Source organism: Paenibacillus sp. DRB1-1 (assembly GCF_052119485.1).
In the GTDB taxonomy this organism is placed as follows: Bacteria; Bacillota; Bacilli; order Paenibacillales; family Paenibacillaceae; genus Paenibacillus; species Paenibacillus polymyxa_B.
The window spans coordinates 88404-110196 of the sequence record NZ_JBODQH010000001.1 but is presented as its reverse complement, the minus strand read 5'-3'; the positions used below and the strand labels follow the sequence as shown (position 1 = coordinate 110196).

14 protein-coding genes are annotated in these 21793 nt (G+C 46.8%); 12 read left to right on the top strand and 2 right to left on the bottom strand.

The window, feature by feature from the left end:
* The first annotated feature begins 125 nt into the window (after nucleotides 1-125).
* The 4 genes from ACQW03_RS00415 to ACQW03_RS00400 all read left to right on the top strand — a co-directional run bounded on the left by ACQW03_RS00415 (nucleotide 126) and on the right by ACQW03_RS00400 (nucleotide 5684).
* Nucleotides 126-1049, top strand: coding sequence for a PLP-dependent cysteine synthase family protein (locus tag ACQW03_RS00415; protein WP_023988377.1), 924 nt, complete (start codon nucleotides 126-128; stop codon nucleotides 1047-1049).
* Nucleotide 1050: 1 nt separating this feature from the next.
* Nucleotides 1051-2181, top strand: a complete 1131-nt coding sequence (locus ACQW03_RS00410) for a bifunctional cystathionine gamma-lyase/homocysteine desulfhydrase (RefSeq protein ID WP_025724184.1) — start codon at nucleotides 1051-1053, stop codon at nucleotides 2179-2181.
* A 134-nt stretch (nucleotides 2182-2315) separates the two neighbouring features.
* Nucleotides 2316-2654: a hypothetical protein gene (locus ACQW03_RS00405; protein ID WP_220031259.1), complete on the top strand. Its 339-nt coding sequence runs from the start codon at nucleotides 2316-2318 to the stop codon at nucleotides 2652-2654.
* Between the two features lie 273 nt (nucleotides 2655-2927).
* On the top strand, nucleotides 2928-5684 hold the full coding sequence (locus ACQW03_RS00400) for a PHB depolymerase family esterase (RefSeq protein WP_220031260.1): 2757 nt from the start codon (nucleotides 2928-2930) through the stop codon (nucleotides 5682-5684).
* 139 nt (nucleotides 5685-5823) lie between these two features.
* On the opposite strand, the gene ACQW03_RS00395 is transcribed toward ACQW03_RS00400, so the two are convergent.
* Nucleotides 5824-6741 (bottom strand): hypothetical protein, encoded by a 918-nt coding sequence (locus tag ACQW03_RS00395; RefSeq protein WP_220031261.1) that lies wholly within the window; start codon nucleotides 6739-6741, stop codon nucleotides 5824-5826.
* Nucleotides 6734-6886 (bottom strand): hypothetical protein, encoded by a 153-nt coding sequence (locus tag ACQW03_RS00390; RefSeq protein ID WP_023988385.1) that lies wholly within the window; start codon nucleotides 6884-6886, stop codon nucleotides 6734-6736. The genes ACQW03_RS00395 and ACQW03_RS00390 overlap by 8 nt, the downstream gene beginning before the upstream one ends.
* Nucleotides 6887-7186: 300 nt before the next feature.
* Between ACQW03_RS00390 and ACQW03_RS00385 the strand changes: the two genes are divergently transcribed.
* From ACQW03_RS00385 to ACQW03_RS00350, 8 genes are all read left to right on the top strand, one after another.
* Nucleotides 7187-8989: a vWA domain-containing protein gene (locus ACQW03_RS00385; RefSeq protein WP_076294129.1), complete on the top strand. Its 1803-nt coding sequence runs from the start codon at nucleotides 7187-7189 to the stop codon at nucleotides 8987-8989.
* 24 nt (nucleotides 8990-9013) lie between these two features.
* Nucleotides 9014-12403 carry a tubulin-like doman-containing protein gene (locus tag ACQW03_RS00380; RefSeq protein ID WP_220031262.1) on the top strand — a complete coding sequence of 1130 codons (3390 nt, stop codon included), beginning with the start codon at nucleotides 9014-9016 and terminating at the stop codon, nucleotides 12401-12403.
* Nucleotides 12404-12406: 3 nt separating this feature from the next.
* Entirely contained in the window at nucleotides 12407-14773 is a 2367-nt protein-coding gene (locus ACQW03_RS00375; protein ID WP_441947775.1) for a transcription initiation factor TFIID, read from the top strand.
* Between the two features lie 46 nt (nucleotides 14774-14819).
* A complete protein-coding gene (locus ACQW03_RS00370; protein ID WP_441947773.1) occupies nucleotides 14820-16109 on the top strand; it encodes a vWA domain-containing protein in 1290 nt (429 codons plus the stop codon).
* 18 nt (nucleotides 16110-16127) lie between these two features.
* On the top strand, nucleotides 16128-16781 hold the full coding sequence (locus ACQW03_RS00365; protein WP_071640745.1) for a beta-mannanase: 654 nt from the start codon (nucleotides 16128-16130) through the stop codon (nucleotides 16779-16781).
* A 16-nt stretch (nucleotides 16782-16797) separates the two neighbouring features.
* Entirely contained in the window at nucleotides 16798-18063 is a 1266-nt protein-coding gene (locus ACQW03_RS00360; RefSeq protein ID WP_441947771.1) for a TRAFAC clade GTPase domain-containing protein, read from the top strand.
* Nucleotides 18060-21068, top strand: coding sequence for a GAP1-N2 domain-containing protein (locus tag ACQW03_RS00355; RefSeq protein ID WP_220031264.1), 3009 nt, complete (start codon nucleotides 18060-18062; stop codon nucleotides 21066-21068). The genes ACQW03_RS00360 and ACQW03_RS00355 overlap by 4 nt, the downstream gene beginning before the upstream one ends.
* A gap of 228 nt (nucleotides 21069-21296) precedes the next feature.
* Nucleotides 21297-21764 carry a MarR family winged helix-turn-helix transcriptional regulator gene (locus tag ACQW03_RS00350; protein ID WP_013310113.1) on the top strand — a complete coding sequence of 156 codons (468 nt, stop codon included), beginning with the start codon at nucleotides 21297-21299 and terminating at the stop codon, nucleotides 21762-21764.
* The last annotated feature ends 29 nt before the right edge of the window (nucleotides 21765-21793 follow it).

The following is a 21793-nucleotide window of genomic DNA, read 5'->3' as shown; positions in this document are numbered from 1 at the left end:
TATTGCATCAATACTTACCGTATTACTGTGTTTTCTCGGAGATGATAGCGAACTTCTCCGACAATAGGCGTTAATTTTTGACCATTGGTTTATTTTGGATTCGCCATTAAAAGGAGCTTGAAATTATGAATGTATATCAAAATACCCTTGAACTCATCGGACGTACGCCATTAGTGGAGCTGAACAGCTATTCTCTACCGAGAGGAATTCGCCTGTTTGCGAAGCTGGAGTTTATGAACCCCGGCGGCAGCGTAAAGGATCGGGTAGGTAAGGCTCTAATTGAAAAAGCATTAAAAACAGGTCAGCTGAAGCCAGGTGGGACATTAATTGAAGCAACAGCAGGCAACGCAGGTATTGGTCTTGCGATGGCGGCGCTTCATTATAATATCTCGGTTATTTTTGCTGTGCCTGAGAAGTTCAGCCAAGAGAAGCAGGACCTGATGAAGGCATTAGGAGCACGCATCGTTCATACCCCGACAAGTGAGGGGATGAAAGGAGCTATCGAAAAAACAAAAGAATTGGCTGCTGAAATAAAAGATGCATACTTGCCACGGCAATTCAGTAATCCGGATAATCCCGAGGCATATTATACGACAATGGGACCTGAAATATGGAACGATCTGGACGGCAAAGTGGACGTATTTGTGGCAGGTGCAGGCTCGGGGGGAACGTTTATGGGAACCTCGCGTTATCTTAAGGAACAAAATGCAGCCCTTAAAACGGTCATCGTGGAGCCGGAAGGGTCCATTTTGAATGGCGGCGAGTCAGGTCCACATAAAACGGAAGGAATTGGCATGGAATTAATCCCTGAATTTGTGGATAAAGGATATTTTAATGCCATTCACACCATTAGCGATGTCGATGCTTTTGACCGTGTCAAGGAACTGGCTGCACGTGAAGGTCTTCTCGTTGGCAGTTCTTCAGGGTCTGCTTTACATGCCGCTTTACTGGAAGCCGAAAATGCACCGGATGGCGCACATATTGTTACCATTTTCCCGGATAGCAGCGAACGTTATCTGAGCAAAAAAATATATGAAGGCGGGATATAAAATGAAACGCAAAACAAAACTGATTCACGGCGGGCTTCCTACCGATCCCCATACAGGCGCGGTTAACGTTCCTATTTATCAGGTAAGCACTTATGAGCAAGAGGAAATTGGCGTCCATAAGGGATACGAATATTCGCGTACAGGCAATCCGACCCGGTTTGCTCTGGAAGAGCTGATCAAGGATCTGGAGGAAGGAAAGCGTGGTTTTGCTTTCGGTTCGGGTATGGCAGCAATTCATGCGGTATTTTCACTGTTTAATGCAGGGGATCATATTTTGCTGACCGATGATGTATACGGAGGCACCTACCGTATTGTAAGCAAAGTCCTCAGCCGTATCGGAATTGAGTCCACATTTGTGGATACGACTGACCTGGAAGCCATCTCCAAAGCAATTCGTCCGAATACGAAGGCATTGTATGTCGAAACGCCAACGAACCCGCTTTTGAAGGTTACGGATATCCGCGCTGTTTCGGAGCTTGTAAAAAAACATGATCTTTTATTGATCGTCGACAACACATTTGCTACCCCTTATTGGCAGACGCCAATTACACTTGGGGCTGATATCGTCATTCACTCTGCTACCAAGTATTTGGGCGGGCATAGCGATGTTGTAGCCGGTCTGGCTGTTGTGAACAGCGACGAGCTGGGAGAACAACTTCATTTTCTGCAAAACGCCATTGGTGCTATTCTCGGCCCGCAGGATTCTTGGTTATTGATCCGCGGTATTAAAACATTGGGTCTGCGTATGGAAGCGATTGAGCAAAATGCGAAAGAAATTGCAGCCTTTTTGGAAAAACACCCGAAGGTTAGCAAAGTGTACTATCCTGGACTGGAAAGCCATGCACAGCATGAACTGTCCAAAATCCAGGCCGAAGGCTTTGGCGGCATCATTTCCTTTGATGTAGGTAGCGACGCTAACGCGGTTGCACTTCTGAAAAAGGTGAAATATTTTACACTGGCTGAAAGCTTGGGAGCGGTTGAAAGTCTGATTAGTGTTCCGGCACGTATGACGCACGCCTCTATTCCAGTAGAACGTCGTGCAGAGCTAGGTATTACCGAAGGTTTGGTGCGGATTTCGGTTGGGATTGAAGATCTGGAAGATTTGATCGAGGATTTGCAGGCAGCATTGTAAGAAAATAATCGTAATATTCAAGAGAGGTAGCTGAGGCTGCCTCTTTTTTGTGTATTCTAGAATAAAGTATTGCTTTTCCTTAATAACCTAGTATAATACTTGGTAATAGATTGAGTCCTAAGGAGAGAGACCCTATGAAACAGATAAAAACACGTAGTTACCTGCAGGTAGATGACTATCTGGATCTTCTTAATTATGCGAAACAATTGAACGATATAGAGTGGCAACAGGAGCTCAAAGAAGCCCTGCGGCATCAATTGCTGGAGAATGGCAAAGAGACTAAAGATTCTGAGATTAATACACTGTGGCGACATTTTGATCAGATAAACGATGAATTGCTGAGGTTGTTTGATCTCTTACGAAATAGTAATAACGCGGCGGATCGAAACTCGTGGAGCGAACAGATTTGGGAGCTAAAGTTAGAATGCATTAAGTTGGAAAAGCAAATTCAAGCGAGTTATGCACATTTTTAAAATAGTAACTTCACCCTAAACATACTATACCCTAGTATTGTTAGCAACAATCATGGCAGCATTAAATAGGTTTTTAGATATAGAAATTTTTAATAACGAAGTGAAGCACTCTGCTTTCTTCGTTTTTTTGTTTTATCATAGCTACTTTTTTGAGAATAACAGAGGAGTACGTAGAGGTAATAACGAATAGTTTTATATAGTTAAATTGAATGTTAAACGGAATATAACCGCGACTACGTCTCTGAGGAAACAAAAACCTGGAGGGGGAATGTTATGAGGTTCACACATCTGGAAAAAGCAACAACTGTGCTGTCGGATCATCCGGTACGTCTGAGGTCTGCTTATGCAGTCGGTCCGGTCATGCTCCCGAAAAATTGCGGTGTGGGTAGGGAATGGTCAAGTTATTTTGCTCATGAGGATTGGAATTTGGAAAAGGCTTGTGATGAAGAGGGAGTAGAGCTTTCAGCCGGAGGAAAGGCAGCGTGCCGATTATTGACCGAGCTGGACCCTCGGACTGCCGAACTGAATCTAGGTGTTTTTCCGCCTTTGGCCGAACAAGAAAGGCTTTTGCTGGTTTCAAATCTTCGTTGTATGGCTGCACAGGAAGTGATTTTCAGACCCTTTGAAGGAACGGGACAAATTTGGATAGATGGCATGCTGGTATATGCGGAATCCGGTCCTTTTCGCTTGTATCTGGAGGAAGGCGATCACACGATAGTTATCATTGCTGCGTTTATTCCCGAGGAGGCTCGCTCTATTCGTATCAGTGGAAATCAGGTATGCGACGAACCAGATGTGACAGAACTGCATCGTGAGTTTGTAGAGCGTAATATACGTTTTCATATGGCTTGGTTAGAGGTTGAGAAAAGTGCTGGCAGGGAGGGTGAAGACAGCCCGATCTTATTTTATTTACTGCGTAAGGATCGGATAGATCTTCCCTTAGATCAAACGTTATGGGTCGAGGTAACGAATGATGAAGGCATGAAGCTGGATCGCTTTCCAGCACATTGGGAGCAGGAGCAAAGCTATGACTGGGACGAGGAAAAGGCCAGGAATACGGGAATGCTGCACTTCACCGTTACATATCGGGATCATGAGGCTGTGGAGCATCATTTTGTGTATTCGGCACTTGTGCGGCCTTTGTCAGTCGTCGTGGAGGGCTTGCAGGAAGAGTATGACCGGTACATTCAAGCCCGCGCTATAGATATTCTTCATTCTGCGCAGAAAATACAAATAGAGGGCCTGCTTGAGGAATTAAAAAGGTTAACGGATTTGCCGGAAGATCCTTTTGAAATCTGGGATTACCGGGTTGTACGAGAATATATCAAGCTATTAAAACAAATCTTCACGTGTGGACATAACGAACAGTCACACTCCCCATCCTTACTTCAAGAAGAACACATCTTTTTGTCTAATGACGGAATTGGGGAAGGATTTTTTGTCTCCCGTTTAGACAATAGTTTGCAACGCTATACAATTCAGCTTCCCATAAGCTATTCGACTGACCGACAGTATCCTCTGATCGTTCTGATGCCAGGCAAGCGATATGAGCTGGGTTTGCCGGATTTTCAGAATCGAGGTTTTGGGCAAGGCTGGGAAGAGGAAGCTATATTCGTTACTTTTTCATGCCGTGGTGTAACGTTGGGCAGTTATATTGGAGAAGCTGCTTTTTTGGAAGCGTTGGATGTCATACTGCAAGCATACCGAGTGGACGAAGAGCGGATCTATCTGACGGGTTATTCGAACGGAGCATATGCTGCCTGGGCGATGGCACAGGCTTATCCTTCTCGGTTTGCGGCTATTGCGGTTATCTCTGGAGCGCCACATCCCAAGCATCTGATAAATCTGTTGAATATGCCAATATTGAATGTATGTGGAGATCAGGATTACTTATTTGCACAAGCATACACAGCCCCTGTAACAGAGCTTCCATCTGATCATTTTAAAGGGGTCGTAGAGCGGAAGTCTAATCACTGGGATACGCATGAGCTGAGACTTCTGGACGGCGTACTGGGTTGGCTTATGCAATGGAAAAGAGATGTCGTACCTCAGCGTATTGCCTATCGGACGGAACGGGGCAGACATAACCGGGCTTACTGGCTGGAACTGACGCGAATGGATGAAAATGAGGAATATGCCGAGTTGTACGGTGAAATGAGTGCCACAGGTGAGTTGGATATCGAGGCAGTTCACGCCGAAGAATTTATCGTTCATCTTTCTCAAGAGGTCATGCCCTTGGAATTGGCCCAAGTTCGTATCGGAGCCCGTATTTTCGTGTTGGACTTGCGGGAATACAGCCGCTTTCGCTTTGTTAAAACACACTCACATAAACGTCCCTCACCTGAATACCGTTTGATTGCCGAACGGGAGGAAGAAAGCAGTGAATGCTTTTCAAAAGAATCGGATGCCAAAAAGGAAATTGTGGATTCGAAAAGCGTGGGAAGAAACGTTTTGAGCCATGGTATGGGTGTGCTTGACGTTTATATGGATCGTCTTCACATTGTTCTTCCATCCAGCTATGCTACACCGGAGGAAGAGCAGGCGGTGAGACGGACGGCGAACGCCTTGGCTAGCCCACGAACAGCAACTTGGAATCCGTATATCGGTGTTCATTATCCGGTGGTGTCTTCCAATGATATTACGGAGGAAGCACTGGCTGATAGTAACGTGATTTGTGTCACTTCGGGCTTGTCCAGACATGAGCTGCTTCAGAAGCACCAAGCCGATCTGCAAATTACATGTACGGAGGAAGGGTATACATTGGGCGACGAGTTTACGGCAGGCGAGTATTGTCTGTTATATATTCAACCTAGCCCATGGTCTGCAACCCAGCAAATGCTTGTTGTAGCGACCAATTCACCCCGTATGCTGGGTAAAAATCTATTTATGCGCAGACTGATTATGCCCGGATACTTTAATGGTCTACACCCGTATTTGAATAAAGAGATTATTGTGAGTGATAGCAAGGGAGTGCGCGCTTTTAACTTTACTTCCCTTAGACATGCGCAACAAAAACTGCAAGGCCAATGAAAAAGATAACAATGTTATAATAATCCATAATTAAAAAAACCGTCTGGAGGCACGTTGGCGATCCTGACGGTTTTTTGCTGGTTCATTGCAGTGATTTGTGATCGGGATGACGTCATATAAAGAAGGGCATTGTGACAGCTTAGCTTTTGTATTGCTCCATCAGGTACATGATCTTTACTTCATCGGCCAAATCTCCAAAGGGTTCTAACGGATTCTCTTGAATGATATGATATAAACGCTGGACTCGTTCCTTTGGCAGTTTGCGTACATATCTAGAAATGAAAGCAGAATGGGTGACTACGTAGCGCTTTTTACGGACTGCTGCACTGGCTACGCGGACGAGAATATCTTCGCCCCCTGCCAATTCCAGAATACGGCGCTCATAAAAGACTACGTATCGGAATGTCCGGTCCTTGATCAGCTCACGATTGAGCCTGGCAATCTCTCCGATATATCTGACCATAAGCGGCTCGAAGCTCTTGATCAGGAGAGGATCGAGCGTTAATTCCATGTCTTTGCGGAGAACAAAAGATTGCAGCAGGGCGACCTGCTGGAGCCTTATCCGATCATTGTGAATGAGTACAGCCATCTCACGCAGCATTTCATAGGAGACACGCTCACTGAGCTGCCGCAGGGCAACCGCGTTTTTATGATTAACGTTTAGTCCTTCCTGGATCTGCCCTATACGACCTCTGAACAGACGTATAAGCTGCCTACGCTGTTCATAAGGATAAATACCCTGCTGTAGAAGCACCAAGGGCAGCAGAAGAAGCGCACCGACGATACCGCACAAAAGCATTTGTTGTGGCGAGTGGCCGAAAAAGACAGTAGTTGCCAGCAATATGATACTGACAGCAAGGTCTTTACGAAAATAACGTTTGGCTCTGAGTCTGGCATATTGCTCTACAGGAACTAGTGTATCCCGACCACATGATGTGCACTTTTCTTCCCAAAGGGCGGTAAATTGCCCACAACGCTTGCAGACTCTTAGCTTTTGAAAGGCGTGCTCTGTGCGGGTAAATGGGCGAAATTGTACAGCTTGTTTGGAACTATTCATTGCGCTCACTTCTCCGGTTCAGCAGTGCCAGAAGCTCGGTGTCGATTTGTGTAATCGACGGGGCGCGTTTTTTATGTATATAGTAAATTAGTGATTTGATGGCGACAAAAAGAAACATAATCGCCAGACATCCGTATGAGATCATAGTGTACTTCCTCTTTCTGCTTGGATTTTTACTTCAATATTTTACATGGGCGGGTTTCGCTACTGTCATTTTTGTCGTATAAAGGAGAAGGCTGGTGCCCGATTGCCCATGTTGGGGTATAATTATATCATTACTGCAGGATATTGGTAAAATCTCGCGGTATAACAGGCTTTTTAGTTGGGTTCAGACCATTCGGGCAGTATTTTCAGCTGGCGCTCATGTAAAACTCATTATAATTTAATAGTAGGGGAGTACAACTGTAATTTAGAATGAGAATTAACCGGCAAAGGGGTACAAGCGATGTTTAGTAGAGACAGAAAATGGTTTTTGGTCATCGGAATCATATGTACAATGATCATGACCTCGATTTTGGCATGGCAGCCACAGATGGCGGATGCCGCTTCACCCTCTGCTTCTAAGGTGGATGCGGTGCTGGTCGTCGATGTAAGTAATTCAATGAACACCAGTGATCCTGGGAAAATTGGCAATGAAGCCATGAAAATGTTCATTGATATGCTGTCGACGCAAAATGACAAGGTCGGGATTGTAGCGTATACGGATGTCGTACAGCGCGAGAAAGCCTTGCTTAATATTACATCCGAAGCGGATAAGCAGGAACTGAAGACGTTTATTGACGGACTGAACCGGGGGGCGTATACTGACACCTCCGTGGGTGTCAAGGAAGCGATCCGCATTTTGCAAGATGGTAAAACAGCTGGACATGCGCCTATGATCGTCATGCTGGCCGACGGTAACAACGATTTTAATAAGACGACAGGCAGAACCGAAAGCCAATCCGATCAGGATATGGCACAGGCTGTAGCCGAGGCTAAAAATAGCGGTGTTCCGATCTACACCATCGGCTTGAATGCAGATGGGAAGCTGAATAAAAACAAGCTCGCCGACATAGCGCAGCAAACGGGCGGCAAGTCCTTTATTACAAGCTCAGCGGATGACTTGCCGAACATCTTGAGTGAAATTTTCGCCAGCAATTTGAAGTTGAAAGTGGTGCCTTTGCAGTCCATTACGGCAAACGGCGACTATCAGGACGTAACGGTAACCGTACCGAACGATAGTGTGCTGGAGGCTAACATTTCGATTATGTCCTCGAAACCGGTGGATGCGAGACTGATAGACCCGTCGGGCAACACCAAGCCGATTCCTTCAAGCGATGTGCTGCTGTCCAAGTCCAAAAGCTACTCGCTGATTAAACTGCTCAAGCCTGTGGCTGGTGACTGGAAGCTCCAAGTCAAGGGAGTCCAGCAGGATCAGATTGATATTAATCTGGTGTTTAACTATGATTTGGAGCTGAAAATGGACGCACCGTCCGCCAAATCATACAAAAAAGGCGATGCAGTTCAAATTCGTTCCTACCTGACGAGCAATAGCCAGCAGCTTCAGGATCAGGAATTGTATGCAAATATGAATGCTGTTCTGAAGGTCAAGGATCTGGATTCCGGTACAACGAATGAGGTGCCGTTAACCAATGCAGGGGATTCTTTTACCGGTTCCTATACGATTCCAGATGAGCATGACTACGAACTAACCGTTAGAGCAGAGGAGAAGAGCTTCTACCGTGAAACACAGCCTGTAACCATCAGTGCTAAAGCAGGGGCGACGAGCGGTACGAATACGGGCACGACGCAGCCAACAACACCTGCTGAAAAGTCTAAGCTACTGCCACTCATTCTTTTAGGGCTGGGACTGCTCATTCTGCTGGTTGCCGCATATTTCATCTGGAAGGCTGTCAAAAAGGCCAACCGTGGTTTTGTCGGTCAAATCGTACTGGAAATCCGGGATGAGAACACTGGCGAAAAAACGTATCCACAATACAAGAAGCTGAACACCTTCCGGGGCAAATTTAATCTGCACCAGTTGCTGCAACTGGCACCGGAATTTGCTGGAACCGACAAGGTCGTGTTCACACCAGCCAATCAGGATCGTATCATTGTGCGCAGTACCCCCGAGATTACGATTGAGAAATCCGGACGGGCTGTAGACACAGGCAACGGTCTTGAACTCAAAAACGGTGATCGTCTGACCATCCCGTTAGCCAGTGTGGACAAAACCATTTTACTGGAATTTATTTCAGTAAACAGCTAAACGAACCCTTAGGAGGTCATATCTATGAAACCAGTAGTTAGAGAGCATATCCAACAATTAGACGTATCACTCGGCGGGGGGATCGTAAGCGATAAGATCAGAGTTGATACTATTGATAATCCTATTTTAATTATCGGACTCGGAGGCACGGGAATTGATGCCCTTCTCCGCTTGAAATATCAAATTAACCGCAGATTCAAGCTTCCAGCAGATCCGATCTCCAAGAAAAAGAGCGATAAACCGGACAATGTGGAATTTCTCGCTTTTGAAACGAATGAACAAGACCGCAACAAAAAATACAAGGGGATTGGTTTGGACCCCATCAATGAGTTTGTATTGCTATCCAATGCGGAAATCGGCGGATTGCTGCAAAACCGCAGCATTCTTGAGCCGTACATTACCGATTGGCTGTCCCCAGAGCTGAGCATTACCGATGGTATGAATGGGGCGGCAGGGGTACGTCAGGCAGGACGATTGCTGTTGTTCACCAAAATCAATCAGGTCGTACAAAGCATTGACAAAAAAATCAAAACCTTGTCTGAAGGCACCAACAAGAAGCTTATGGTGTTCCTGCTGTCCGGTTTGTCCGGCGGTACAGGAAGCGGTACTTTCCTCGATATCTCATATATCGTCCGAGGAATTATTGAGCGTGATTATGGCTCTGCAGGTGTAGACCGTGTAAATACATTAGGTTATCTGTTTACACCGGATATTAATTTAGCGAACAAAAGCCTGAGCGAGCATACACGTGAATATATTAAAAAGAACGGCTATGCTGCACTGAAAGAGCTGGACTATTGGATGAATGTAGACAGCCGTGGTGAACGCTTTAAGCAACAGTACGGAAATATTTTGACCGTGAACTCGCCGCTTCCGCCGTTTAATCTGTGTCATCTCATTTCGGCCACGAATACGGAAGGCAAGCTGTTGGAAAACGCTTATGATTACTGCATGAATGTCACCGCCGAGAACATCACCAACTTTATGGCGAGTGAGGAAAAACAGTCGGGCGAAGAGTTTGCCATTCATGACTATATTAGCAATATCCGTACCAACATCGCACAAATGAATAAGGCGTATCCGGCAAACTACGATTACAATATTATCGGGGCTTCCTCGGCGGTACTGCCTATGGAGGAAATGACGACATATTTGGCCTATCGAATGTTTGGCAAAATGTCCAAAATGTTCGAGCAATCGCCAAATCAAGAGGATGTAGAGAAGTTTGCCCGCAAGCTGGGCGTGGATCTGGATAGCATGATCAAAAACTTTGAATCCCGTGTACCTGAGCCGCTTCCGGGCTTTGAAAACAGTGAACGGTTAAGTTATAGCAATGTCGTTAAAATGCAAGTTGTCAATATGGACACCGAGCTGGAGCAAACGTTCCTGACGCGTGCCCGCGAAGAGTATATCAAAGCGAAGAAGCAGCTTCCTGGTGAAATTACAGGACAGTTTACGGATCAAATTCGCCGGATGTTTCTGCATCCTGAGCAAGGGCCGTTTTATGTATCCCGCATGATTTATACTGAAAAAGGATTTAGCTTGCTGAAAATGCTGCTTTCATATGTTGAAACGTTGCGGGAATCACTGCACCGTATTCCAACGGACATTGAATGGGCGCGTGAGCAGGCGAACGAAAAGCTGGGCGATGCCAAGAGCGCGTTTGTGTCCAAGGATAAAAAGAAAAATGCGTACATTGAAGCGAAAATTAATGAATATTGGCTGCGGGCTGATGTGGAACGTACAGAGCAGCTCATTGAATTTTATGAAGACCTGTATGACTTGTTGAACAAGGAAAATAGCCGGATTTATAATGTATTTACTGAAATTTTGAACGCATTGAGCGCAATTTTCGAGAAGAATGGCGATCTGCTGATTAACGGCGAGGAACAGTCCGATCACAAAGGTAACAAAACGTACTATTGGAATCTGGTAAGTGTACCGGATATTTCTGAAGTTGTGACCAAGCTGCTGGATAACCGCAACGGTGATGATTTGATTCGTGATTTTGCCCAAGAATTGCTGGAAAATTCAGATCAATGGGTGAAGGATCAGGATATGGACATCATTAGCTCAATCTCCAATTTCTTGACTGATAAGTTCGGTGATCTCATTACCCGTTCCATGGAGGATTTCCTCGTCATGAAATACGGGCAAGATGAAGCCATTGAAAAATTTGTGGAGCGCTACATTGCGAGCAAACTGGATGAGGAAGCTGTACCTGTGTTCCATCTGAGCAATAGCTCTGGCAACTTGTACTTCCCGTCATGGGGATTCGTTTCAGTACCTGTACAGTCGCCTAATATCCTGAAAGGCGTTCGCAATTATCAAAATAATGCAATTGGCAAATCACACTTTACTATTAAAGAGAGTGAAGTTCGTAACCGGATTTTCTGGCTCAATACGCGTAATGGTGTTCCTCTGTTTGTATATACGCCGCTCAAAGTGTATGAAGAAAGCTATGAAAAAACGATTCTTGACCGCGAAGGTATTGGCCGTCATCTGGTGCAAACAGGTCAGAACAATTGGACTAATCTGCCGTCGCCGATTCCTGAAAAGTCATGGGGCGAAACTTACGTCAATTCGCGTGTGCAAGCTTACAATGCCCGCATTCGTAATGATTTTGACCGTGCCAAGTCACTTGGCGTGATTCGGGAAAAGGATGTCGATCAGAATACGAGCAGCCGCTTCACTGTAATCCGTTCACATGCGCTAGATCTGAATGCGATGCTGGCAGGCTACGATATGCGCTTGCAGGAATCCAAGCCGAATTTGGGTGAGGTAAAAAGAGCATGGTCTGAGTTGAAACGTCTGCTGGCTGAAGGGCTGGAGCAGGCCGGAAGCAAGGACATCTTTGGCAGCATCAATGAAGAGATGGCGAAGGAAAACCTGATCCGTTCACCAGAATTAACACAGGTGGTTCGTGAAGAACTGGCGAAATATACACAAATTGAAGCGAAAGCTGCTGAATTGGAAGCTTTGCTGGGCAAATATCAGGATGAAGAAAAATGGCTGGATCAGTTCATTCAGGCACTCTATACGGACACGATTACGAAAAAAGGTGCTTTGTACGTCTATGATCGCGACGAAGAGGAAGAGGCTTGGGAGCCATTTGCCAATGTCATGAAGAGCCGTAATTATGTGGAGTTTGAAGTGTTTACAAACTTCCGTGGTTTGGAAGAAAAGAAATTTGCTGCTCTAATGCGCAAGGCGGATCGCCGTGATGCTGTATTGACTTCATCTGAGGATATTACACTATTGCTGGCGAAGCTGGATGAACTGGCTGCAACTTACACTGAGGCCCGCAATCAATTGGAATATGAAAAGGTGGAGCTGGCTAACGGAGCGGAACTTTATGCATTCTATGCTCAAATGGCTGGAAAATTAAACGACATCCGCAGAAAGTTGAAGTAAAGTATGAGAGAGCAGCTGTTACGTTATGCGGCTGACTATGCAGCCGCAGAGGACCAATTAATCGGAAGCGGGGATGGACGCAGTAGCATCCATTTCCCGTCCGTGTTTCTTTTTATCGGTGATCGCATGAACCCAGTGATGAACACCATTGCAGATATCAACCGGACCAAGTGGGATAACAGCACGGGAGTAACGTATATTCAGATCCGCTCGCAGGAAGAACATGCGGCTGTAGATCGTTCGGTGGATGCTATTGTTCATACGATAGCGGTACCGGAGGAAAGTGGCCACCAAACGATACGCCGTGACTTGCACCAGGCTTTTTATACACATGAATCGCAGCTAATTGAGCTTAACACCGCGTTGCGCCGGGCTAGTGGACATCTGGCAGATTACGGTCGGTTGTATTCTTCGTTCGAGCGTGTCCATTTGTCGATTTTGACGACAGCGGATGACCCCATGAACGTATTAATCCCTGAAATTACGCTGTTGGCGGAGTATATTTTTGCGCAGTCTTTTAAATCGGTACAAATGGATCTGTATGTGTTGGTGAATGAAAGCGATCAGGCTGTCCAATTCGGCTACAGTAGTGCAACGTCCGTGGCTTTCATGCGGGAGCTGGACTATATCCAGAGTCCAGAGTATACGTTTACGGCACCGCTTCATATGACCGAGGACAAATTGACCATTCCAGTATCCCATGCTCCATCACCGTTGTTCGATCTCGTCTATGTGCTGTCCGACAAGAACGAACGCGGCGTAACGGTGCCGAATAGCCTGCGAGAAAGCTGTGACATCATTTGCCACATTCAGCTTCTTAAAAACCGCTATCAGGCAGGAGATTCCTATCGGTCACAGGATGGGGGATACAACAATACATCGTTTAAAAACAACATCATGACGGAATCCGGGCGGCAGGGTTATGTGTCGGCTGGATTTTCCCGAGTCAACCGCCCTAACCAGTCAATCGCACTCACGGTGCTGTATCACTTTTATGTAAAGCTGCTAGAGCGTACGAGAACAGAGCAGGAGTGGGACATACGCGATAAGCTGAATTATTTTGGTTTAGATGCTGCTGAGCGCGGTCGCACGCGAAATGATTTAGTTCCTGGTAATGAGGCGATCACGGACATGAGCGCACTGATGACCAGCGGAGCCAGCTACGGCTCCTTGAAGCGAATGACATTACGTGAGGCGGAGGAAGCCTTGTTCGGTCAGGGCTGCGAAGCCTTTTTCTGCGATAACTGTGAACGGATTGTACACAAACGGTTGGGAGACTTTCAGGCGGAATCAGGTTTGCAGATGGCTGTGGGTGCAGCTGCCAAGGAATATCCTGAAATCGGCTTATTCGAGTTGACAGACTGGACGGATGAAAATAAAACAGGAAATGTGCTTACGGCCATTCGGGGACTGATTCGGGATACGTCCAATGACTTGCAGATTAGTGCTGCTGAACTGGACACCCTGTATAGCGGGCGGGTGGAGGACCAGCCTTTTCAACGACTGCCCCTCATGGATAAGCATAATGTTCGCAGCTTGATCCGTTACCTGACCGAGACGGTTTACGGGCACAAGCTGCACATGCTCCGGATTCAAGCGGATTTGGAGTTACTTCGCCGCTATGAACTGGCAATAGAAAAATGGCATGCACAAGCGAAGCATATTACAGTACAGCTTTCCAGCCTGGAGCGTGAATTACATCAAGCTGCAACGGACAGTATTCGGCAGGCCGACAGTTACACAGGTCAAAACCTATTCGAGTATTACGAGCGTGTGACGGAGGATGTCATGCGTGAGCTGGAAAGCAAGCGGGGGAAATCTATATTCTTTGATACCCGGCATATGGGGCCTGTATCCGGATTGCTGGACGGGGGCCTGTCCGCATTGGTGGATCGACTTACGCAGACCTGTCGCACCTTGATTCTCAGTTCACAGCCGTTTAATCAGACCTTCGAAGAAGAATTATTGCGGCGTGCGAATGTAGCTGCTGCATATGAAAATCGACTGGTCGTTCCGAAGGATGAGCTGTTTAAAAAACTGTATCAAACGTTAGAGGAACATGGCGGAATTAACGTACGTTTGCTCGACTATACTCATGAGCATCGGTATGAAGAAAAGTACTTCTTTGGTGACTATGAAGGCGAATTTCTTCCTTATGCGATGGATGTGGACATTACTTCGCGTATTTACAAGCTGGGTTTTGTACATGAGCGTCGCAGCAGCGGGGTGGAAAAGCTGCATTTGATGGGTGGCTTCCATCTGGAGGATCTGATGGTTTACCGCAACGGCAAAACGTATTATGAGACATATACTGCGAATGGTTTCGTGTTTCACGGAATCGACGTGGATCGGTTGCCGGAATTGCGGTAGCCACATATTAATCCTACTTTAATGATGGAAGGAAGCAACGATTCTTATGAAGCAACGTAAATTTAACGTTCTCCTATTACTGTTCGGCTTGTTGGGCGCTGTAGTAGGCTTCATCTTGGGAGAGCTTATTCTTCACAAATTGATAGGGCACTGGCCGCATATCGTCGTGATTGGGCTGTATTTTGGCATCATGGCACTGTGCATTGGCCTAGGTTGTCTGATTGGCGAACTAATTTCGCCACAGTTAAATGGGCATTCATGGAGGCAGCGCTACTCCGGGTTATCCTGGAAGTTACTGGTGCCTGCTACACTAGTGATGTTGTTCGTGGCAGGTCTGCTATTGGAGTTGGGCTATCAGGTTAACCCTGAAGGGCGCAAGAGCGTACAGGACCTCGTGCTTGTGATTGATAATTCCGGGAGTATGCAGCAAACAGATCCCGAAAATGAGCGCCTAACGGCTGCCAAGAGTCTGATTGGCCAAATGGATGGAGACAAGCGGGTAGCCATTGTTTCATTTGAATCTGCTGCGCAGTTGGTTCAGCCATTTACTCCCATTGGCACAGATGCAGAGAAGCAAGTAGTTTATTCCAAAATTGATAGTATGCAGACTATAATGTCAGGCGGTACAGAGATCGGGCTTGCTTTGGACGAGACGATCAAGGAGATTGAAACCCAAGGTAATGCAGAAAAAGGTTCTCTCGTTATTATGCTCTCTGATGGCTTTAGCGATCTGGATACCCAGACAGCATTGGCTCCTTATATCGCCCGTCAGATTCCGATCAATACAATCGGGCTGAAACTGGCAGAGTCGGATGGTATAGCCTTATTGCAAAATATTGCTGACCTGACAGGCGGTACTTATTCTAATGTAGCCAATGCCCAAGGACTTACTCAGGCGTTTGGTAAAATATATAACAAAATCGGTGATCGCACACTGGTTACGGAGCGGACAGGTGAGTATGCCGACAGTCTGTATTTTGCCATTTATCGCGTAACAGCTCTAGTCATTATCGGAGCTCTATTGGGATTGGCTCTTGGGCTGATGTTCGACAACCGTTTTCTCGCTCGGAATTTTGCGATTGGAGGAGTCCCGGCGGGCTTGCTCGCTGGTTTTATTTTGGAAAAGGGACTATCTGGCTCGCCTATAGGCGACTTGATGATTCGTTTGGTGGCAGCGCTCGTACTGGCAGCCCTTATTGCTGTCTTTTCGCTTGTTCTGCCGATTGCGGAAAATACTCGCCGATCTTCCGGTGGAGGAAGTCAGGGTGCGCCGTCAGGACGCCGGAGAGGGGCACCGGAAGCCCCGACGCGCAATCGACGCAGCAGTGGATTTTAGAACGGGAGGCTGGAACTTATGCAGTATAGGGAAGCACAGCCCGGTGATCCTATTATTTCGGAGCTGAGCCACAAAATTGATGACAACCGGGTTGTGTTACGCTGGCAGTGGCCTGAGGGCGCAGCCGTGGTATATATTGCGAAACAATCGGCCGATGCAGGTGTGAATGGGCAAAATGAGGGTGAAGTTTTACAGCCTTTTTCAAGCCTAAAACTTTTTACACGCGAGGAGTATAAGGCTGCTGGCAACTATCGTGACCGAATTGAAGGCATTGGACGCGTGCGGTATACCGTGTATCCGGCTGTTCGGGAGGATGGAGACACTTACGTGATCCGTCAGCAAGACGGAGCCAATCAACTGGAGTTGAGCACGGGGAGGGCTAAAATCAGATATGCAGTTCACCATAAAAAAAGCTGGTTTCGCAGCCGCAAAACCGTCCAGATTCAGGTGACAGCCGAAGTTCCTGTCCCGCAGGAGGCACTTTGCTACGTGAAGAAGCGCGGAGGCTATCCGGCAGACCGGGACGATGGAACCTTGTATCCGTTCACGGCACCTTTTGCCGCGGGACGGAATGTTTTACCCGCTGTTGAAGTGGGGGGAGATGAATATGTGCGGCTGTTTTTTACGGACGGCCAGAAATATGGCACGGTATATGAATTAGTCCCTGAATGAAAGGAGGCCGCGACCGATGAGTTTTCTTAGCAATTTATTCAGAAGAAAGCCACAGGCAGCGCCAAAGCCGTTATTTTATGATATTGTGTGCCCTTATTGCTTTAGTAAATTCTCCCCGGAGGAAGTGGTATTCCGTGCTTCTCATCACCGTGAAGATGACGAGGACTACGCTTTGGGTGAAGATGAGCTGTTGAACAAATATCGGGAGCGTTTTGGCTTGGACAGTGTGCATGATATGGAGGCGATTTTGCATCCCCATGATGTCCCTGAGGAACATCGATTGTATTCTGATCATGTACTGACAGGACTGACGGACCGTTATGGCGAGCTAACGCGTCACCGACTGTGCCCGCACTGTCATAACGAGCTGCCCGTGACCGCGGGTAAGGTGCCTAGCAATATCATTTCGATTATTGGAGCTTCGCAGGCAGGGAAATCTGTTTATATGACCTCCCTGATTCACACGTTGCAGCATGTTACGGCCGATCATTTTGACGCGGCTTGCATGCCGCTCAATGCAGAGATCAGCCGAAAGTTCCGCACCATGTATGAGGAACCCCTATTTGAACGAGGCGAACTGCTTACATCGACACAAAAAGAAAAGATGCAGGAGCCTTTTATCTTCCAGTTTGTATTTAAGGATGAGGAAAAGCCGCCACTGACGCTGGTATTTTTTGATGTCGCCGGTGAGGGAATGGTAGATCAGGACTATCTGGGACTGCATGGACAGCATATTAAGAATTCTGCAGGTATTCTCTTTATGGTAGATCCACTGCAAATCCGCTCAATTCGGGAGCGCATTAAGATTAACCTTGGCGATAAACCGGGTGAATGGGTCTCGCAATATGATGAACCGCGTGATGTCGTACTTACGATGTTCGGTGATTTTATCGCTTATCAGGAAAAAGGGAAAACGGATATTCCGACCGCTGTTGTCCTGACCAAAAGTGATATGCTTACTGCATTGGCAGATGAAGAAGGCACATACATCAAGACGAACAGCAATATTTTTAATCCGATGGAGCATCGCAAATATATGGATTTGGATGAGTTCGCGAACATTGATGGCGAAGTTCGACGCCTCATCGAAAAGGTGGATAAGCCGTTCAAGGGCACGATGGATGTATATTTTACGGATACGGCCTATTTCGCGGTTTCCGCGCTGGGTAGCAATCCAGTTGAGCAAAAACTACAAGGGTTGGTTAGTCCGATCCGTGTGGATGAGCCATTCATTTGGCTGCTTTACAAGTTGAAGTACATTGAGGGGAGAGAATCACAGTGAGTTATTCTACCTCTCATTTAATACAACAGCAGATGTACACACGGGAACGGCGTGGTATTTTCCGTTCTACGGAAGGCTTCGATACAGTGGCTAATTCCAAAGGATTGGATGCTTCTTTTATTAAAAAGGTGCTCCATCCCTTATGTGTATATGATGCGCCTGCTGCTTTGACAGCGCGTGGCGAGAAACAGGAAAGCGTTTATCCGGAAGCTATACATCTGGTACGGACGGAGTCCGGGGATGTAGTGCTTGGCCGCAGTATTTATAAGGCTGCGGATTTTACTGGGCTGCGGAGCGCCTTTTTCACGCACAACTATGTGATTCCAGCCGGACATGGTGAATCTCCGTCTGACTATAAGCAGTGGCTGAACACATCCTTTGTTGATACCTATGATATTGAGCAGGGAACGGATTTGCCGGAATTGGAGCGTCTACCGGGTGGAAGTGTATTTCCGGCTGTTGACCCGTCTACAGTGCTGGCTCAATTGCAGCTGAGCGAAGAAGTGTTCAAACAGCTTTTATACGCAGTCATGATGTCCGCAGCAGGTCGCAAAAAGGTATATGTAGCGCTGAATGTTCCTGTAGAAGCGGTCGGATCTTCAGCCAAGCAGCTACTGGGTGTGCTGTATGCGGCACTGCCTTATGCATTTCGTAACAGACTCGGATTTCTTACATATGCACAGGAACCGAACAGCAGAAAAGGCATTCACTTGATGTTCGTTGAGCCTTTTAGTTTGCGTCCCGGTGATCGGAATGTGGAAAAGGACTTTGTATTTGACCTGTCTAACCATAGTCGAATACTTAATGTGGATGCAGAGCAGGTGAGACAGCCGTATTTTGACTGGATTGTCCGTACGTTGCTGAATGGTGAGACGCCGGACGATTTCTTCAAATTTGCTGAGCAAATGCTGACAGGCATGGAGGCCGGGCGTGATTTGACGCCATCCAGCTATCATGAGCTCATTACGTTGTACAGAATTGAGCAGGGAGAGCGGGCATTATACAACGAACAACGAATCGCTGTATTACGAAGCTTGACTGATTATTTATCGCCACCCGATGCGCTGCCACGTAAAATGAGGCTGAATGATCTGTTTCTGTCGTTTTTTGATCATGAATTTGATCGGGTGAAGGATGGATATATTCCAGATGTAGGTCTAGTCGATAGTTTCAAGGACTATTATAAAGTTCATGCACGCAGCAGCGAAAATCGGTTGGTGGAATATTTAATCCGTTCGCTAAACAATGCTTATACTGCCAGAAATACGGAAGCAGTCACGTATATTTATCATACGATTGAAGAGAATCCATCATTAGGCAAGGCATATTTTACGAAAGTGTTGGGTAATCCAGCACTTACAAAAATGCTGTTCATTCCCTACATGGACAGTCAGATGAAAAGAACACCGGATGCCAAGGGACTGCTGGCTGTTGTGCACGAATGGGGCAGTCGGTATATCGAAGTGTCGGCGAATGCCGATTTTCAGCTTTTGGCAGAATCTGCGCTGATGGGCAGACTGCGTGCCGAAAGAAAACCAGTAGAGGCTGTGGCTGCCATTCACCAACGCTTGCGTCAATGGGACAGCAGCTCTGCCGTAGGCAAACTGTCCCCCCTGGAGCAATCTGGATTGACAGAGCGCTTGCAGGAAGCGTCGAATCGGTATTTACTTACCGAAGTAGAGCTAAAAGAAATATCACCCGACCAGGTCGTACAGATTCCATTTTTCACACGGCCCGATTTGGTGCAGTGGGTTGGAAAGCTGCCTGCTCCTCTCAAGGGACAAGCAGTGCGATTGATTGCGGCTTACGATTGGTTTAATACGGAGGAACCGAAACCGTCGGTGCTGGAGGGCCTGGAGCCTGGCGAAGTAGAAAAGGTACAGGATTGGGCTTATGGCTGGCTGCCCCAGCAGCTTGCGGAAGGCTATTTTGCCCGTCTGTTGCCTGCTTTCTATCGTTCTGACGGGCCGGGAGAAGGAATATTAGACTTCGCTCGCCTAGTCAGTTCGATCCGCAAATGGGCGAAGGATAACGATACGATGTACCGTTTTATCCGATGGTCAGAGGAACACCCCGAGTTTGCTACTCCACGTGGCGGTTTCGAACCTGCGTATCGACGTGCGCTACTTCTATTCTTCCAAAAGGAAGGACGAGAGGGATTGCACAAAAAAACGCTGTGGCGTCAATATTTTGAACCTGCAAAGCCTGCTTTTAAAAATTTCTATTTGGCAGCAAAGCGGGAGACGGACACGCCGTTGGTCAAAACACTTCGTCGTTTCCGTAAAGGTGGGGTTATTTCCGGGATTGTGCTGATTGTCATTGCAGGTACGCTAGGTGGCCTTAAAGCAACCGGGGTGATCGGATCTGGTGACACGCCTGCGCCTGTTGCTGCTCCGAAGCCTGTACAACAGCCTGTAGAGCCTACAGTGCCCGTAAAAGAGGAGCCTACGGCGATAGTGACACATGTGCCTAATACCAAGTCCACTACGAAAATGGTCAAGCTGTTATTTGCGTTTCAGACATCGACAGAGCGGGCAGAATTTAAGCCGAAGAAGCTCGTCATTGTCGGGGCGGATCAACAGGAGCACTTATACGAAAATTTTACGCTTGCTGAACAGAACGACAAGGAAGCAGCCATTAAAGCGAACAATGATCCATCCAGTGACGTAAACATTGGGAAGCCCACTACAAAAAGCACGACAGCAGATGGACAATCCACGGACAGTGGTTCCACAGCTCGTGGTGGTACATCCAGCGGAAAAAGCGGCGATCAGTCTGGAGCAGTGACAGACAATACTGACGGAGGCTCGACTGCAGAGATTTCTACTGAGGGTAGTGGCAATGGAACCAACACAGACACTGACGCACCATCGGAGTATGATCTGAAAAAGTATCCTTATCGTACGCTGTTGACCATATGGCAACGGCTGGAGCTGAATGATGCTAGTACGGTTACCGTTGATGGAGAAGAATATCCGCTAGTTCAAGTGAAAACTGCTGACTAAGCAACTATAAAACAGAATGAATGATGAATGAAGTAAAAGACGGGTTTCCTTCAAGGACTCGTCTTTTATTATGCCTATATTTCCATAAAGGATAAATTCGTAATTTGAAGTTCACCTTATCTAGTAAAACATCATTTTACGAAAGTATTGACACCAAGTAGGCAGCTGATTAAAATTAGTTGGAATTCAAACTATTAAAATTGGATAGATATGGAGGTTCATAGTAAGATGGGAAGTGAGGTGTATCCCGTTTGTCTTCCTTGGGAGGAAGAGAGCACGATGTATTTAATTAAATGGATTTTCACTACCGTCCGGCGCGAAATTGAAACAGCACTGCGCCCTTTGGGGCTCACCTCCCCACAATCGCAGACGCTCTATATACTGGCGATGTCGCCTGGAGTCACCAATACGGATTTGGAAAAGCTATTGCTTATTGATAAATCAAGCGTTACCAGCCTGGTTAACGGGATCGTTAAGAAAAACTGGGCAGTACGCAAAAGTCACCCGGAAGATGCACGAATGAAGCAAATCTATTTGACTGAGGAAGGTTTGGAGATTCACAAGATAGCTGAACGTACCATTGAGGCAATTAAAAGCTCGGTAGGTGAAACGTTATCTGTCGGAGAATCGGAGACGCTGCGCGGCCTGCTTAAAAAAATTCTCCACGATTACCGTTATGCGAACACCCGCGTTTGAGCGGATATATAGAGAGTTTGCCCGGATAG

Bases quoted from the DNA above. Each gene is read 5' to 3' on its own strand.
- ACQW03_RS00415 (WP_023988377.1), top strand. From the start codon at position 126: ATGAATGTATATCAAAATACCCTTGAACTCATCGGACGTACGCCATTA.
- ACQW03_RS00410 (WP_025724184.1), top strand. From the start codon at position 1,051: ATGAAACGCAAAACAAAACTGATTCACGGCGGGCTTCCTACCGATCCC.
- ACQW03_RS00405 (WP_220031259.1), top strand. From the start codon at position 2,316: ATGAAACAGATAAAAACACGTAGTTACCTGCAGGTAGATGACTATCTG.
- ACQW03_RS00400 (WP_220031260.1), top strand. From the start codon at position 2,928: ATGAGGTTCACACATCTGGAAAAAGCAACAACTGTGCTGTCGGATCAT.
- ACQW03_RS00395 (WP_220031261.1), bottom strand. From the start codon at position 6,741: ATGAATAGTTCCAAACAAGCTGTACAATTTCGCCCATTTACCCGCACA.
- ACQW03_RS00390 (WP_023988385.1), bottom strand. From the start codon at position 6,886: ATGATCTCATACGGATGTCTGGCGATTATGTTTCTTTTTGTCGCCATC.
- ACQW03_RS00385 (WP_076294129.1), top strand. From the start codon at position 7,187: ATGTTTAGTAGAGACAGAAAATGGTTTTTGGTCATCGGAATCATATGT.
- ACQW03_RS00380 (WP_220031262.1), top strand. From the start codon at position 9,014: ATGAAACCAGTAGTTAGAGAGCATATCCAACAATTAGACGTATCACTC.
- ACQW03_RS00375 (WP_441947775.1), top strand. From the start codon at position 12,407: ATGAGAGAGCAGCTGTTACGTTATGCGGCTGACTATGCAGCCGCAGAG.
- ACQW03_RS00370 (WP_441947773.1), top strand. From the start codon at position 14,820: ATGAAGCAACGTAAATTTAACGTTCTCCTATTACTGTTCGGCTTGTTG.
- ACQW03_RS00365 (WP_071640745.1), top strand. From the start codon at position 16,128: ATGCAGTATAGGGAAGCACAGCCCGGTGATCCTATTATTTCGGAGCTG.
- ACQW03_RS00360 (WP_441947771.1), top strand. From the start codon at position 16,798: ATGAGTTTTCTTAGCAATTTATTCAGAAGAAAGCCACAGGCAGCGCCA.
- ACQW03_RS00350 (WP_013310113.1), top strand. From the start codon at position 21,297: ATGGGAAGTGAGGTGTATCCCGTTTGTCTTCCTTGGGAGGAAGAGAGC.